The organism is Nonomuraea sp. IBHARD001 (assembly GCF_056106265.1).
The window spans coordinates 3,028,668-3,042,563 of record NZ_JBWBBW010000002.1; the positions used below are offsets into that span (position 1 = coordinate 3,028,668).

12 protein-coding genes are annotated in these 13,896 nt (G+C 70.6%); 5 read left to right on the top strand and 7 right to left on the bottom strand.

What is annotated here, in order from left to right; genetic code table 11:
- Positions 1-13: 13 nt before the first annotated feature.
- On the bottom strand, positions 14-604 hold the full coding sequence (locus ACTWNK_RS15940) for a malonic semialdehyde reductase (RefSeq protein WP_474304743.1): 591 nt from the start codon (positions 602-604) through the stop codon (positions 14-16).
- 86 nt (positions 605-690) lie between these two features.
- On the opposite strand from ACTWNK_RS15940, the gene ACTWNK_RS15945 reads away from it, so the two are divergent.
- Positions 691-1,617 carry a cation diffusion facilitator family transporter gene (locus ACTWNK_RS15945; RefSeq protein ID WP_474304744.1) on the top strand — a complete coding sequence of 309 codons (927 nt, stop codon included), beginning with the start codon at positions 691-693 and terminating at the stop codon, positions 1,615-1,617.
- 8 nt (positions 1,618-1,625) lie between these two features.
- On the opposite strand, the gene ACTWNK_RS15950 is transcribed toward ACTWNK_RS15945, so the two are convergent.
- Both ACTWNK_RS15950 and ACTWNK_RS15955 read right to left on the bottom strand, forming a co-directional pair.
- Positions 1,626-1,808, bottom strand: coding sequence for a hypothetical protein (locus ACTWNK_RS15950; RefSeq protein ID WP_474304745.1), 183 nt, complete (start codon positions 1,806-1,808; stop codon positions 1,626-1,628).
- A gap of 69 nt (positions 1,809-1,877) precedes the next feature.
- On the bottom strand, positions 1,878-3,812 hold the full coding sequence (locus tag ACTWNK_RS15955) for an ABC1 kinase family protein (protein ID WP_474304746.1): 1,935 nt from the start codon (positions 3,810-3,812) through the stop codon (positions 1,878-1,880).
- Between the two features lie 199 nt (positions 3,813-4,011).
- On the opposite strand from ACTWNK_RS15955, the gene ACTWNK_RS15960 reads away from it, so the two are divergent.
- Positions 4,012-5,073: a hypothetical protein gene (locus ACTWNK_RS15960; protein ID WP_474304747.1), complete on the top strand. Its 1,062-nt coding sequence runs from the start codon at positions 4,012-4,014 to the stop codon at positions 5,071-5,073.
- A 237-nt stretch (positions 5,074-5,310) separates the two neighbouring features.
- Positions 5,311-5,970 (top strand): hypothetical protein, encoded by a 660-nt coding sequence (locus tag ACTWNK_RS15965; RefSeq protein WP_474304748.1) that lies wholly within the window; start codon positions 5,311-5,313, stop codon positions 5,968-5,970.
- Between the two features lie 28 nt (positions 5,971-5,998).
- Here the strand turns inward: ACTWNK_RS15965 and ACTWNK_RS15970 are convergent, their stop codons facing one another.
- Positions 5,999-6,907, bottom strand: a complete 909-nt coding sequence (locus tag ACTWNK_RS15970; RefSeq protein ID WP_474304749.1) for a hypothetical protein — start codon at positions 6,905-6,907, stop codon at positions 5,999-6,001.
- Positions 6,904-7,671, bottom strand: a complete 768-nt coding sequence (locus ACTWNK_RS15975) for a bestrophin-like domain (RefSeq protein ID WP_474304750.1) — start codon at positions 7,669-7,671, stop codon at positions 6,904-6,906. Before ACTWNK_RS15975 ends, ACTWNK_RS15970 begins: the two co-directional genes overlap by 4 nt.
- A gap of 248 nt (positions 7,672-7,919) precedes the next feature.
- Between ACTWNK_RS15975 and ACTWNK_RS15980 the strand changes: the two genes are divergently transcribed.
- Positions 7,920-8,468: an isochorismatase family protein gene (locus ACTWNK_RS15980; RefSeq protein ID WP_474304751.1), complete on the top strand. Its 549-nt coding sequence runs from the start codon at positions 7,920-7,922 to the stop codon at positions 8,466-8,468.
- Between the two features lie 7 nt (positions 8,469-8,475).
- Here the strand turns inward: ACTWNK_RS15980 and ACTWNK_RS15985 are convergent, their stop codons facing one another.
- Positions 8,476-9,867 carry an aminopeptidase P family protein gene (locus ACTWNK_RS15985; protein ID WP_474304752.1) on the bottom strand — a complete coding sequence of 464 codons (1,392 nt, stop codon included), beginning with the start codon at positions 9,865-9,867 and terminating at the stop codon, positions 8,476-8,478.
- Between the two features lie 214 nt (positions 9,868-10,081).
- Here ACTWNK_RS15985 and ACTWNK_RS15990 point away from each other — a divergent pair, with 214 nt between their 5' ends.
- On the top strand, positions 10,082-10,510 hold the full coding sequence (locus ACTWNK_RS15990; RefSeq protein ID WP_474304753.1) for a CBS domain-containing protein: 429 nt from the start codon (positions 10,082-10,084) through the stop codon (positions 10,508-10,510).
- 45 nt (positions 10,511-10,555) lie between these two features.
- Here the strand turns inward: ACTWNK_RS15990 and ACTWNK_RS15995 are convergent, their stop codons facing one another.
- Positions 10,556-13,882: a S8 family serine peptidase gene (locus ACTWNK_RS15995; protein WP_474304754.1), complete on the bottom strand. Its 3,327-nt coding sequence runs from the start codon at positions 13,880-13,882 to the stop codon at positions 10,556-10,558.
- Positions 13,883-13,896: the final 14 nt, after the last annotated feature.

Sequence of the window (13,896 nt, forward strand, 5' to 3'; positions counted from 1 at the left end):
TCTCAAATCTACCTCAGACAACGGTAACGACTTCGTCGAAGTCCAGGCGAGGCTGCCTGTCGAACCAGGCGCCCTCGGAGGCGGGCACACCGATGTTGACCACGGTCAGCACCGTGTGGTCGCCCTTGGGGAAGAACTCCTTGCTCAGCGCGTCGGCGTCGAACCCGCTCATCGGTCCCGCCGCCAGGCCCGCGGCCCGCACGCCGACGATGAAGTAGCCGATCTGCAGACCGGTGCTGAGCTTGGCCGAGGCGACACGCCCGGCCTCGTCAGCGGCCAGCACGTCCTTGGCGCCGGGGAAGACGGGGAAGATCTTCGGCATCTCGTGGTGGTAGTCGAGGTCGGCGGCGAGGATCGCCACCAGCGGCGCCGCGGCCGTCTTGGCCTGGTTGCCGGGGCTCATGTGCCGCACGAGCCGCTCGCGCGCCTCGGGCGAGCGCACCAGGACCACGCGCAGCGGCTGGCTGTTCATCGCGGTCGGGCCGTACTTGACCAGGTCGTGCACCGCGCGCATCTGCTCGTCGGTGACGGGCTCGTCGGTGAAGGCGTTGGCGGTGCGGGCCTCGCGGAACAGCAGGTCCTGGGCTTCGGCCGACAGCTTCATGGTGGTCCTTCCGGGTGGTCGACGACGGGTACGCAGCATCCAACGTATTCAAAGTTTCAACTATTCCGGTTGCGTACAGTGATCACATGAGTTCGGGGGAGAGCTTCGGCACCGTCCTGGTCGCGGGTGCGGCCAACCTGGCCATCGCGGCGGCCAAACTGGTCGCGGGCCTGCTCAGCGGATCGGCCGCGATGTTGTCCGAGGCCGCGCACTCGGCCGCCGACACCGTGACCGAGGTCCTGCTGCTGATCGCGGTACGCGGCGGCGCCAAGCCCGCCGACACCCGCCACCCCTTCGGGTACGGCAAGGCCGGGTTCTTCTGGGCGCTGATGGCGGCCGGCGCCACCCTCGTCGGCGGTGCGGGCTTCTCCATCACACACGGCCTGCACACGATCGCCGACGGGGAGGAGCTGGGCGACTTCACCCTGTCCTACGTCGTGCTGGCGATCTCGTTCGTCATCGAGTCGATCTCGTTCGCCAAGGGCCTGTCACAGGCGAGGGGGGAGGCCAGGCAGTGGGGGGTCAGTGCCCGCAAGTACGTCTCGCGCACGCCTGACACCGCGCTCAAGGCGGTCATGTTCGAGGACACGGCGGCGCTGATCGGCCTGGTGATCGCCGCGGTCGGCCTGCTCGGCACCGAGCTCACGGGCTCGGCGCTGTGGGACGGCGCCGCCTCGGTGGCGATCGGCCTGCTGCTGCTCGCGGTGGCCGTGGTGCTGATCGTGAGCAATGTCTCGCTGCTCATCGGGCAGGCGGCGCCCCGGCCGATGCAGGCCTCGGTGCGCACGATGCTGATGGAGCAGCCCGAGGTCGAGCAGGTCGTCGAACTGCTGACGATGATGCTCGGCCCCGATCAGGTGCTGGTCGCCGCGAAGATCGACTTCGTCGACGAGGCGACAGGGGCCGGACTGGAGATCGCCTGCGACGAGGTGGACAGGAGGCTGCGCTCCCGCTTCCCCAGCATCACCCACGTCTTCCTCGACCCCACCCCCACCCGCAGGGAACGCACGTGAGGACGCCTTTAGCCGACGTCGAGCGCCATGACGATGCCGAGGCCGACCACGTGCATGAGAACGACGATGGTGATCAGCGAGATGAAGACGAACTTGGCGGGGCCGTGCTCGAAGTGCTTGCCCTCCACCAGGGGCTTGCGCTGGGCCTGACGATCGGCGATGCGCTCTTCGAGGGGCTTTTTGTAGAACACCTCATGCCTCCCTTTCGCTCCCTTCCAGGGTAGGCCACCGCGCGTCCGCCTCCGAATCCGCGGCCGGGCCTACGGGCGTGAGCGCCTGAAGACCGTCGCCAGCACCCGCAGCGCCATCACCGAGGCGATCACCAGCAGGAAGTACCCGATGAGCTGGTGCAGCGACACCGAAGGCGTCACGGCGGGCCCGGTCTCCGAGCCCATCAGCAGCACGGCCATCACCCCGGACGTGGCTGACAGCACGGTCAGCAGCACCTGGTGCAGCAGCGCGGTCAGATGCCCACGGTCGCGCTCGTCGGAGAACAGCCGGACGTTCACCGCGAACCGGCCCGACTCGGCGGCGCTCGCGATGCGTTCCAGCCGGCGGGGGAGCCTGCGCAGCATCGGCAGCAGGTGCAGCGCCTCGTCGGCCACGGCCTGGCGCAGCCGTTCCGGGCCGGTCTGCTCGCTCAGGTGGCGTGCGGCGAACGCCCTTGCCTCGGCGACGATGTCGAACCCGGGCGAGAGCCTGGCCAGCGTGCCCTCGATCGTGGCCAGCGCCCGGAAGACGGCCGCGACCTCGGGCGGCAGCGACAGGCCGTGCGCGGCCACGATACGGAACAGCGCGCCGAACATCTGCACGTCGGGCGTCGTGCCCGGCGCCAGGTAGCGGGCCATGAACCTGCCGAGCGCGCGTTCCAGCTCCTGCTCGTCGATCTCGTCGGGGCGCGGCACCACCTCGAGGAGCGCGTCGGTCAGGGCCATCGGGTCGCCCTGGTCCATCGCGATCAGCATGCGCTGCAGCGACCCGCGCAGGGAGGCGTCGAGCCGCCCGACCGAGCCGAAGTCGAGCAGGGCCAGCCGCCCGTCGGCGAGCACCATGAGGTTGCCGGGATGCGGATCGGCGTGGAAGACGCCGTGCACCATGATCTGGCTGAGCAGCGCGTCGAGCAGGCTGGTGGCCATCGCCCGCCCGTCGGGCACCGGCCCGGCCAGCGACACGCCGTCCAGGCGCTCCATCACCAGCACCCGCTGCCCGCTGAGCGCGGGGTAGGGCTTGGGCACCCGTACGGCCTGCGAGTCCGACGTGGCCGAGACGGCGGCCATGTTGGCCGTCTCGATCCTGAAGTCGAGCTCCTCGCGCAGCGCCTCGGCGAAACCGTCGGCCAGGGCCACGACGCCGAACGAGCGGCCCCAGCTCGTGCGCCGCTCCAGCGTCCTGGCCAGCCTGGCGACGATGTCGAGGTCCTTGGCCACCACGGCGGGCACACCGGGCCGCTGCACCTTGACCACGACCTGCTCGCCGGTCGTCAGCGTGGCCTTGTGCACCTGGGCGATCGAGGCGGCGGCCAGGGGCTCGCGGTCGAAGGTGGCGAAGGCCGCGAAATCGCTCTCCCGCTCCAGCACCTTCTCCACCTCGGGCCAGGGCAGCGGCGAGACGTTGTCCTGCAGCAGGCCGAACTCCTTGACGAACTCGGGCGCGAGCAGGTCCGACCGGGTGGAGAGGATCTGGCCGATCTTGACGAAGGTGACGCCGCCCGCGTCCATGGCCTTGCGCAGCGAGCGGGCGAGCGCCGCCCGGCTGGAGGGGGCGCCGAGGTCGGGGTCGCGCCCGCGCAGATAGGGGCCGAGGCCGTGCCTGACCAGGATGCGGACGATCTGGAAGTAACGCAGCGACCTGCGCAGCCGCTGGCGCAGCCCTCTGACCAGCTCGATCGGCCCCGGCAGGCTGCCGGTCGGCACCAGCACCTCGGCGACGACCAGCACGATCATCGCCGCGACCATCGCGGTCGTGACCGCCAGCAGCAGGAACCAGAACCCGGTCACCGGCGCCTCCAGCGCCTGCTCGGCGCCGCCCATGATGGCCTGGGCGATCTGTCCGGCCATCCAGAAGCCGAACAACCCCGCCAGCAGGACGCGGACGGTGCCGAAGCGCAGGTTCAGCAGCCTGCGCAGCACGGCGGCGAACGCGGCCACCATGACGAACAGGGTCACCCCGAAGAACAGCGTCGCGAAGAGATCCACAGTGGCTCACCCTAGACGCAGCCCGTCCCACACCTGAATACGGGCATTGACAATTCACTTTTCCCGCGCCCGCGCAGCTGTGAAAGATTTAGGACTTCTCACGGCGAATTATTCGGGATACGACCACCACAACGGCCATTCTTCACCAGTAAGGACAGCGATGCGTCGTATCAAACAGTTCGTCCCGAGGATCTTATGCATGCTCCTGCTGATCGCCCTGTCCGGCGGACTCACCGCCACGGCGGCGCAGGCCGCGGTGCCCAACCGATGGGGCTTCGCCTACGTCAACGTGCCCGCGGGCGCGGTCGACCCGACGCATCAGGCGGGCAGCTGGGCCCCTGGCCCGTCCGTCACCGTCGCACCCGGCCCGCTGGCCGGTGAGACCATCGTGCGCTTCCCGCAGATCGCGGGCCCCGGCGGCGTCGTGCACGTCACGGCCGTCGTCGACTCCGGCCACTGGTGCCAGGTCAGGAACTGGGGCCCCTCGGGCCTGGACGAACTCGTCTCGGTCAGGTGCTACAGGTACGGCGGAGCGCCCGGGTTCGTGCCCTTCACCATCGTCTACAACGAGAGCACGGGAGCGCTGCCCGCACCCAAGGCGTTCGGCTACCTCCACTACAACGGCGGCGGCATCCCCACCCAGTACAACTCCACGCTGGCGGCCAACACCGTGACGCCGCTCGGCGTCGGCGTCTGGCGTGTCGTGCTGCCCGGCCTCGGCACGGCCGCCCTTGAGGGCAATGTCCAGGTGACCTCGGTCGACCCGCAGCAGCCGGCCCGCTGCAAGGTGCGGGCCTGGCCCGCAGCCCCGCTCGTCGCGGGCGCGCAGACCGTCCAGGTGATCTGCCACAACGCCACCAACGTCCTGCTCAACACCGGGTGGAACCTCACCTACCAGCGCGAACGCTCGATCTTCGGCGCGGCCATCCCGCCGAAGAACTTCGCCTACACCTTCGACAACACCCCGGCCAACCCCGGCCCGTACGCGCCCGTCCCCGTGGGTGTGAACTACAACTCGCAGGGTGCGATCAACCAGATCCAGAACGGCGGCGCCGGCCTTCGCCTGGTGCGCTTCCCGAAGGTCGGCGTGCTGCCCGACGACGTGCAGGTGACGGCGTTCGGCAGCGGGCCTGAGTACTGCAACCTGCAGACGCTCTGGCTGACCAGCGGGACGGTGGCCCACGTGCGCAACGTGAGCTGCTACCTGGGCGCGGTCAAGTCGCCGAGCGCCTCGCTGGTGACCTACACATCGTCGCAGTAATAGCCGAGTAATATGGACGGCTAATCGGCCTCCTTTGTTATCCTCGGTCGGAGTGGTGAAAGTCGATCTCGTTCTTTCGCCATTCCGGCCGAGGCGCCGGGCGCTTGACTTTCCTCGGCCGGACCCATTCTTTTCCGTCGTGCCGTCGCCGGCGGTGCTGATGATCTTGAAATGCGACAGGTCCCTACAGGTCCCCAAAATGTGGGACAGGAGGGACAGGTTCGTTAGGCTGCCCGGATGGACCCGCTCGACGCCCTCGACCACATCGCGTGGGAGCGGCACACCCATCGCCAGGCGCTGGCCGAACTCGCCCTGCAGGGCTGGATCCCCGCGGGCGTGGGCGACTGGGCCATCGCCCTGCGCTCGCCCTCCGGCCGCCTGGCCGCCAGGATCTGCCCGTTCGACCCCGCGTACGGGGCCTTCCTCGATCTGTGTGCGATGGTTCCCGGCAATCCGTACCTGCCGAGGATCACGCTCGCGGCCGACCTCGACGGCGGTGCGACGCTGACCGTGCTGGAGTACCTCGCGCCGGTCGACGAGGCCGTCGCCGCCGAGGTGGCCGCCTGGTGGCGCAGGGGAGGCGGCGACTCGGCACTGCGCGAGGTCAGGCTCGCCGCCATCGAGGTGGACGCCGCCTTCAGGGGCAAGGTCCCCTGGTGGGACGGCATCGACCTCAACCCGGGCAACGTACGGCGAGCGCTCGACGGGCGCACCACACTGATCGACGTCTTCTGCATGGACGGCGCCGCTCTGTACGCCCAGGTGCTGCGTGACGCCTCGGTCGTGCGCTCCAGGCTCGGGGCCGAGCGGACCCGGCATCTGCTCGACATCCCCTACATCGCACGCGAGAGCGGCCCCGACGAGATCTACGCCCTCAGGGAGGCGTGGCTGACCTGATCGGGGCCGCTTCGCGGACGCCCGCGCGCTAGCGGATGGCGCCGAACGCGACGCCGGTGAGCGAGGCGATCACCGTGGTCACCACGACCATGATGAGCACCGTGGACAGCGGGCTGCGCGGAGCCGGTTTGGCCAGCTTCGGCGCGGCCTTGAGCATGCGCACGCTCGGTTGCGGGGTGGGGGCGGGGGTGGGCTCGGGCGACGGTGTGCGCGCCGGGCGCCGCTCGCGTACCGGCTCCACGGTCGGCTGGGCCGCCTGAAGCGTGGGGGTCGGCGCGGGTGCGGGGGAGGCCGGGGGCGGCGGGGTGGACGGGGGTGTCGGCTTCGGCGTGGGTTTGGGGGTCGGCTTGGGCTTGGGTGTGGGCTTCGGCGTCGGGACCGGCTCGGGCTCGGGAGCCGGTTCGGACGGCGGCTGCGAAGGGGCGGGAGGCGGCGGGGGAGGCGGGGCGGGCGGCTCCGGCTCGGGTTCGGGCGCGGGCGGCGGCTCCGGCGCCGGGGTCGGCGGCGGCGGCTCGGGCGGCGGGCACGGGCAGTTGTCCTGCGGCGCGCACCCGCCGAGCGAGACGCTGAGCAGCCCGCCGACGTTCAGGCAGAGCCCGATCCCGAGCACGCTGCCGGTCTCGACGTCCACCAGCGCGCCGCCCCCACCGGGATCGGAGGCGGCGGCCAGTCTGACGGTGCGCACGGTCGCGGTCCTCGCGCCCGCGCCCGCTCCCGCAGGAGCGAAGCTCGTGGCACGGGTGACGCGGAGGGGGGCGACCGGGCGAGCAGGGGAGGCGTCCGGGCGCTGGGCGGAGAGGGGGGAGAGCGCGGAGAGGTGTTCGGGGGCCGGGCCGCCGGCGGCGGGGGCGCTGGTGGTGAGCGCGGGCAGGGTGAGGGCCAGCCCCAGGCAGAGGGTGGCTCGCCTGCCTCCTGAACGGCGGGGGACCATGGTCACGCGACCCCTGCGATGCGCTGGAACTCCTGCAGCGCGGCCTGGAAGGCGTCGGGCCCCACGGCGAGCGCACCGGCGAAGACGTGGGAGATGTCGTAGGTCAGATACACCCCGAAGCCCAGCAGCGCCGCCATCACCAGCAGGGGCGCCAGGGCGAAGCCGCGCGGCCTGGCCCCGGCCAGGAACGGGAAGACGACGACCAGCAGCCCGGTCACGATCGTCAGCAGCAGCAGCCCGGACGGCGGCGTGGTGGCGGCGGAGGCGGCGCGCTGGGAACGGGCGGCGGTGAGTTCGGCGATGTGCTCGAGGACGTCGGCCTTGGCCTCCTCCTGGTCGTTGCCGTCGACGGTCATGGTGTCGACCTGGGCGCGCAGCGAGTCGAGCCGGGAGGAACCCTCGGGCGACATGCGCCCGTCGCCCATGAGCGGCCACTCGTCGGCGACCACGAACCTGATGTAGTCGTGCAGCCCGGCCCTGACCACCGAGTCGTTGCCCGCGGCCAGCCCTCCCGCCGCCCAGTAGGTCTCGACGGCGGCCTGACCCTCGGCGTAGGTGTTCTGCCTGGCGGAGTCGGCCGTGGTCCACGGGACGATGATCGCGATGGCGAAGACGAGCAGGAACAGCGCCGAGAGCATGGCCCCCGCGTGACCGCTGGAGGAGGCGTCGGGCCCCCGCTCGTCGGTGCCCTTGTCGAACTTCCTGAACAGGTACGCGGTGAACGCGACAGCGCCCATCGCCAGCGTCACTGCCAGCAGGCAGACCAGCATTTTCAACCCCCACCCTGTCGATTACTTAGAGGTGAATGACTATCACACTAGGTAATCTTTGCGTAGTTGTCTTGGGGGTAAATTTCAGAGTCATCGGCAGATCATCCATGCCTGTCGAAAAGTGCACATAGTCCGACGAGTCCGGGCAAGAAGCTGCACACGGAACGGACTTATCACTTCCCCGCTTCATGGCTTCGAGGGCGGCACCCGTCGCAGAGCGTCGCGGGCGGGTCTGGGATCATGCGGACATGACCGCCGAGCCCGCCCATGCGCTGATCGTGATCGACGTCCAGGAGGGGTTCCTGGAGGGGCCCGACGCCGTCGTGGGGGCGCGGGCGCTGCTGGAGCGGGCCGGAGTGCTGCTGGAGCGGGCCCGCTCGGCGGGTGCGCTGGTCGTGCACCTGCAGAACGACGGGCCGCAGGGCGCGGCCGACGAGCCGTACACGCCGGGGTGGCGGTTGCGGCTGCCGGTCGAGGGGGAGAGCGTGCTGCGCAAGAGCGCCGACGACGCCTTCGAGGACACCGGGCTCGAAAAGCTGCTGGCGGGCGCCGGGGTGCGGCGGGTGGTGCTGTGCGGGCTGTTGTCGGAGATGTGCGTGAGCGCCACGGCGCGCGGCGCGCTGGCCCGCGACCTGGAGGTGGTGCTGCCGCGCGACGCGCACACCACCTACGACCTGGACGACATCCCGGCCGCCGTGGTCGCCCGCGTCGCCGAGCACGCGCTGGGCGACGAGATCGAGGCTCCGGCCGGGTCGGACGCCGTCACGTTCGCACGGGCGCCGGACCCGGCCGGTTGAGGGGGCCTCAGCCCAGCAGTGCGGCCATCCAGCCTTCGAGCTCGTCCGGGTGCCTGGGCAGGCCCGCCGACATGAGCCGGGCGCCGTCGGCGGTGATGACGAGGTCGTCCTCGATGCGCACGCCGATGCCGCGGAACTCCTCGGGCAGCGTGAGGTCGTCCGGCTGCAGGTAGAGGCCGGGCTCGACGGTGAGCACCATGCCCTCCTCCAGGCGGCCGTCCAGGTACACCTCGGCCCTGGCCTTGGCGCAGTCGTGCACGTCGAGGCCGAGCATGTGGCCGGAGCTGCACAACGTGTAGCGCCGGTAGAGGCCGCTGTCCATGAGGGAGTCGGGCGAGTCCTTCAGCACGCCCCACGCGTGCAGCCCCTCGCAGATGACGCGCATGGCGGCCCGGTGGAAGTCGCGGAAGCTGGCGCCCGGCCTGAGGGTGGCGATGGCGGCGTTCTGCGCCTCGTAGACCAGTGTGTAGATCTCGCGCTGGACGGGGCTGAACGTGCCCGACAGCGGCAGCGTGCGCGTGACGTCGGCGGTGTAGAGCGTCTCGGTCTCGACCCCGGCGTCGAGCAGCAGCAGGTCCTCGCCCGACAGGCGGCCGTCGTTGCGGATCCAGTGCAGGACGCAGGCGTGCGCGCCCGAGGCGACGATGCTGTCGTAGCCGACCGCGTGCCCCTCAAGGCGTGAGCGCAGGCCGAACACGCCCTCCAGGTAGCGCTCGCCGCGCGCGTGGCCGAGTGCCGTGGGGATGGCGCGGGCGACGTCCTCGAAGCCGCGTGTGGTCGCGTCGACGGAGAACTGCAGCTCGGCGACCTCCCACTCGTCCTTGATCAGCCGCATCTCCGACAGGTACGTCTCGAACTCGGCGTCGCCCTCGCCCCTGGGCGCGGCGTCCACCCGGGCGTCGACGCCGCGCAGCACCCGGGCGGGCCCGGACAGTTCGAGCGAGCCGATGTGCCTGCATGTCACCTGGTACAGCGCCTCGGCCTCGGCCAGGTCGGGACGGCGTCCCACCCAGAACTCGCCGTAACGCCGGTCGCGGTAGAACTCCTGGCCCTCCTGGCGGGGCGAGCGCGGCCTGACGTACAGCACGGCCTCGCCCGAAGGCTCGATGACGAGGACGTCGTCGGGCTCGGTGTCGCCGGTCAGGTAGGTGAAGGCGCTGTGGGTGCGGAAGCGGTAGTCGCTGTCGTTGCTGCGTACCTTCAGCGAGCCCGAGGGGATGACGAGCCGCTCGCCGGGGAACCTCGCGGCCAGCGCCGAGCGGCGCTTGGCGGCCCACGGGGCGACGGGGAGCGCGACCAGATCGGTGCGGCTGGTGTCGGCCCAGCCGGTCGTCATGAAGGCGGCGAGTGCGTCGGTGACGGGGAGGTCGTGGCTGCCGGTGTTGAGCTTGTCGGTCATCGGGGTCCCATGGCAGTGGTGGCGAGTGGTATTTCACATAGTATCTTGGCCGGTCGCCCGGCGACAGTGAGACTATCCGGCCGGGCGAAACGGCAGATCCCGCCTGCCCCGGGCGGCCCACACGCATCACGCGTCCCGCGATTGTCGTCAAGAGCGCTTAGCAGGGCGTCCCAGGGGGCAGGTCACAGGTACCTAGGAGCCGAGGTGGTGGTCCATGCTGATTGGGACGATCTTGCGAGGTAAGGGCACCGGCGTGACGACGGTCCGGCCGGAAGCCACGGTCAACGAACTGCTGGCCAGGCTGGCCGAGCACAACATCGGCGCGGTCGTCGTCTCGCAGGACGGGGCGACGATCGACGGCATCGTCTCCGAGCGCGACGTCGTCAGGCGCCTGAACGAGCGCGGGGCCTCGGTCCTCGACGCGCCCGTGTCCTCGATCATGACGTCGGAGGTGCGCACCTGCACCCCCGACACCGACGTCGACGATCTGCGCCAGACGATGACGACCCACCGCATCCGGCACGTGCCGGTGCTGGAGGCCGGAAGACTGACGGGCATCGTGAGCATCGGCGACGTGGTCAAGAGCGCCATCGAGCAGCTCGAGACCGAGAAGGCGTCGCTGGTCGACTACCTGCATCGCTGACGGGACCAGGGGCCCCGGGACGTCGATCCCGGGGCCCCTGTCCGTCTACTGGACGGTTATCTTGTCGACCTCGACCGTGATGCCGTTCACCTCGGGCGTCGACGTCGCCGTCGTCACCTCGCCCGTGCCCCGGGCCACGCCCTTGACCTTGAGCGTGTAGGTGTAGGACTCACCGGGAGCGGCCGGAGTGCTGGTGATGCGCTGGTCCTCGACCGGAGCGGTGGTGAAATGGCTGCCACCGGTCCCGTTGAGGTTCTCCGCGCCCACCACGAGCGGCTTGCCGCCCGCGGGCAGGCCCGGCAGGTTCTCCGAGTCGTAGACGTAGGTGACGTCCTCGACGCCGTTGAGCCCGATCCACTGCTGGAACACCTTCACCCCGGTGTCACCGGCCGTGGTGACCCGCCACTCCACGACGAACCAGCGGTTGTTCGCGCCGTCACGCAACGTCGCGAACAGGATGCCGGGCGCGTTCGTACCGTCCAGGTCGGCCCAGTACGGCGCGAGCACATTGTTGGGAATGGCCGGGTTGGGCAGCAGCTGAGGCGTGGAGCTGATCTCCGAGCCCGAGGCGATGCCACCCGCGACCGTGTAGCCGTTGGAGACGATGGCGATCCTGTTGTAGGTCACACCCGCGTACTTGAACGGCGCGACGCCCACGTTGTAGGCCTGCTCGTTGCCGATCGGCACCGGCGCCACGCCCAGCGCGTCCAGCGGCAGGTACGGCGAGACGCCGAGGCCGGGCGCGATGACGGGGGTCTCGGGCTTGGCGCCCGCCAGCGTCTTGGTGACGGTGGCGATCCTCGGGCCGACCTGCGTGGCGCCGGTCACCGAGTTCAGCGACAGCTTGGCGTTGAGCGTGCTGAGCGCCTTGACCTCGGTGTCCTTGAACGTGTCGTTCTTGACGGTGACCGTACAGGTCGACTCGCCGTTCCTCGGCACGCTGGCCGGGGTGCAGGTCTGCTCGACCGGCACCGCGCCCTCCTTGCGGAAGAAGGCGACCGGCAGGTGCAGCTTGCGGCTGCCGCCGACCTGCTTGAGGTCGACCTGGCCGAAGTACTGCCCGTCGGGCAGCGCCGGGGCGGTGACGATCACGGTGAACGTGGCGCTCTTGCCCGGCTTGACCACCAGCAGCGGCGGGAGCACGGCGATGTGCGCGCCCGAGACCGTCGAGCCGGACGCCGTGTAGGTGAGCGTCTTGTTCGTGACGTTGGTGACCGTGCGCTTGGTCGAGATGACGCCCGGCATGATCGGCGCGTTGATCGAGGGCACGTTCAGGTCGATGCGGCCCTGCGGGTCGGTCGCCGATGCGGCGTAGTCGGCCGCGCTCTCGTCCAGCGTCAGGCCGGGGTCTCCGGCCTTGGTCAGGTCGACCCGGCCGCCGCCGAAGTCGAACGGGTCGGCGGGCGTCACACCGTCCTGCTTGGTGACGCTCTGCTTGCCGGTCGTCTCCAGTGCCGACTTCACCTGACCGGGGGTCCAGGTCGGGTGCAGTGCGAAGATCAGCGCGGCCGAGCCCGCCACGTGCGGCGAGGACATCGAGGTGCCCGCGATGGCCTGGTAGTAGTTGCCGGGCGGGCCGCCGACCGGCGCCTCGACCACGGGGGTCATACCCGCCAGGATGTGGATGCCGGGCGCGGTGATGTCCGGCTTGAGGAAGTCGCCGCCGGGGCCGCGCGAGGAGAAGGTCGTCATCGAGTCGCCCTTCCACGTGGACTTCTTGCCCGCGGGGAAGCTGCCGGTCGAGGCCGGGTTGGCGGCGAGAGCGGCCTTGACCTGGGCCAGCTCCGGGGTGTCGATGTGGATGGTGGGCAGCCAGTGGTTGTCGGCCATCTCGTCGGCGGGCGTGGGGTTGCCCAGGATGAGGCCGACGCCGCCCGCGTTCTTGACGTTGTAGCTCTTCAGCACGCGGTTCGGCGAGCGCTCGCACAGCACCAGCTTGCCCGCGAAGGCGCCCGCCGGGGCCGGGGTCGAGCAGGTGGCGTCGCCGTACACGGCGCCGGCGTCGACGATCGGGGTCGGCGTGGTGACACCGGCCGTGACCGAGGCGCCGGTGACCTTGACGGTGCCGTTGACGGTGAGCGTGGTCAGGAAGGCCCGCGTCTGGGTGGAGGCGCCGACCGTGATGACCCACGGGCTGCGGTGCGCGACCGTGCCCGCTCCGGGGCCGGAGTTGCCCGCCGAGGCCGACACCAGCACGCCCGCGGCGTAGGCGTCGAGGAAGGCCAGTTCGACCGCGTCGCTGTAGGGGTCCTCGCCGCCGGAGATCGAGTAGTTGATCACCCGGACCCGGTCGGTGATGGCCCTGCCGACCGCCTGGAGCACGTCGGTGTTGTAGCAGCCACCGGCGCCGCAGACCTTGTAGACCGACACGTGGGCCGCGGGCGCGATGCCGTGGATGGGGCCCTTGCTCTGGCCCAGCGGGTTGGCGTTGGCCACGGGGCCGCCCGCCGAGGTGGTCGCGGTGTGCGTGCCGTGACCGTTGGAGTCGCGGGCGCTGTCGGGATAGACCTCGGGCGGGTTGGCGCTGTTGTAGGTGTCGAGGAACTCGTCGCCGCCGATGAGCTTGCGGTTGCAGACGAACACGTCGGTGGCGGGCGTCAGCGGGTTGTCGCCGAAGTCGCACTCACGCGGCGTGCCCCCCGTGGTGGGAGGCGGGGCGGGCAGGTTGCCGGGGTCGGCGAACTGCGGGTGCTCGGGCCACGCGCCGGAGTCGAGGATGCCGACCACGACACCCTTGCCCGACCTGGAGCTGCCGCCGAGCTGGTTGTAGATCGTCGGCGCGCCGATGAAGGCGGGGCTGGAGTCGGTCTGCAGCTGCTCCACCTTGTCGACCTGCACCGCGACGACGCCGGGCAGGTCGAGCAACTCGTCGGCACGCGACGCGGGCAGCCGTACGGCGACGCCGCCGTACACGGTGCGCAGCTTCTGGCCGACGACGGCCTCGGGAACGGCCTTGGACAGCTCCGCGAGGAAGGCGCCCTCGACGCCCTCGATGTGCTTGACGTACTTGAGCGACTCGGGGGAGTCCAGCTCGAGCGCCTTGCCCGTGGTGCCGGGGCTGGTGGCGGCCAGGCCGGACAGGCCGCCCGCATATCTGGCGAGCGCGTCGTAGTCGAGCTTGACGATGACATTGGTGGTCTGCGGCGAGGTGCTCTTGAGCAGACCCTGGTCACTCTTGGCGAGCTTGCCGCTCTCGGAGACGGCGCCGTTGACCAGTTCGGGGTCGGAAGCCGCCTTCTCGACGGTGTAGGTGCGCGCGGGCGGGGGAGTGGGTGCGGCGAGTGCGGAGCCCGCGGGGACGAGGGCGACCGCGAGGCCCATCGCGGCGACGCCGGTCAGCAGCCGCTTCGATAAGCCGGAAGAGATGGTCATGCGGGTGGACAACG

Excerpts from the sequence above, each read along its gene's own strand:
- ACTWNK_RS15990 (WP_474304753.1), top strand. The coding sequence starts at position 10,082 with ATGCTGATTGGGACGATCTTGCGAGGTAAGGGCACCGGCGTGACGACG.
- ACTWNK_RS15960 (WP_474304747.1), top strand. The coding sequence starts at position 4,012 with ATGCTCCTGCTGATCGCCCTGTCCGGCGGACTCACCGCCACGGCGGCG.
- ACTWNK_RS15980 (WP_474304751.1), top strand. The coding sequence starts at position 7,920 with ATGACCGCCGAGCCCGCCCATGCGCTGATCGTGATCGACGTCCAGGAG.
- ACTWNK_RS15945 (WP_474304744.1), top strand. The coding sequence starts at position 691 with ATGAGTTCGGGGGAGAGCTTCGGCACCGTCCTGGTCGCGGGTGCGGCC.
- ACTWNK_RS15995 (WP_474304754.1), bottom strand. The coding sequence starts at position 13,882 with ATGACCATCTCTTCCGGCTTATCGAAGCGGCTGCTGACCGGCGTCGCC.
- ACTWNK_RS15975 (WP_474304750.1), bottom strand. The coding sequence starts at position 7,671 with ATGCTGGTCTGCCTGCTGGCAGTGACGCTGGCGATGGGCGCTGTCGCG.
- ACTWNK_RS15965 (WP_474304748.1), top strand. The coding sequence starts at position 5,311 with ATGGACCCGCTCGACGCCCTCGACCACATCGCGTGGGAGCGGCACACC.
- ACTWNK_RS15940 (WP_474304743.1), bottom strand. The coding sequence starts at position 604 with ATGAAGCTGTCGGCCGAAGCCCAGGACCTGCTGTTCCGCGAGGCCCGC.
- ACTWNK_RS15985 (WP_474304752.1), bottom strand. The coding sequence starts at position 9,867 with ATGACCGACAAGCTCAACACCGGCAGCCACGACCTCCCCGTCACCGAC.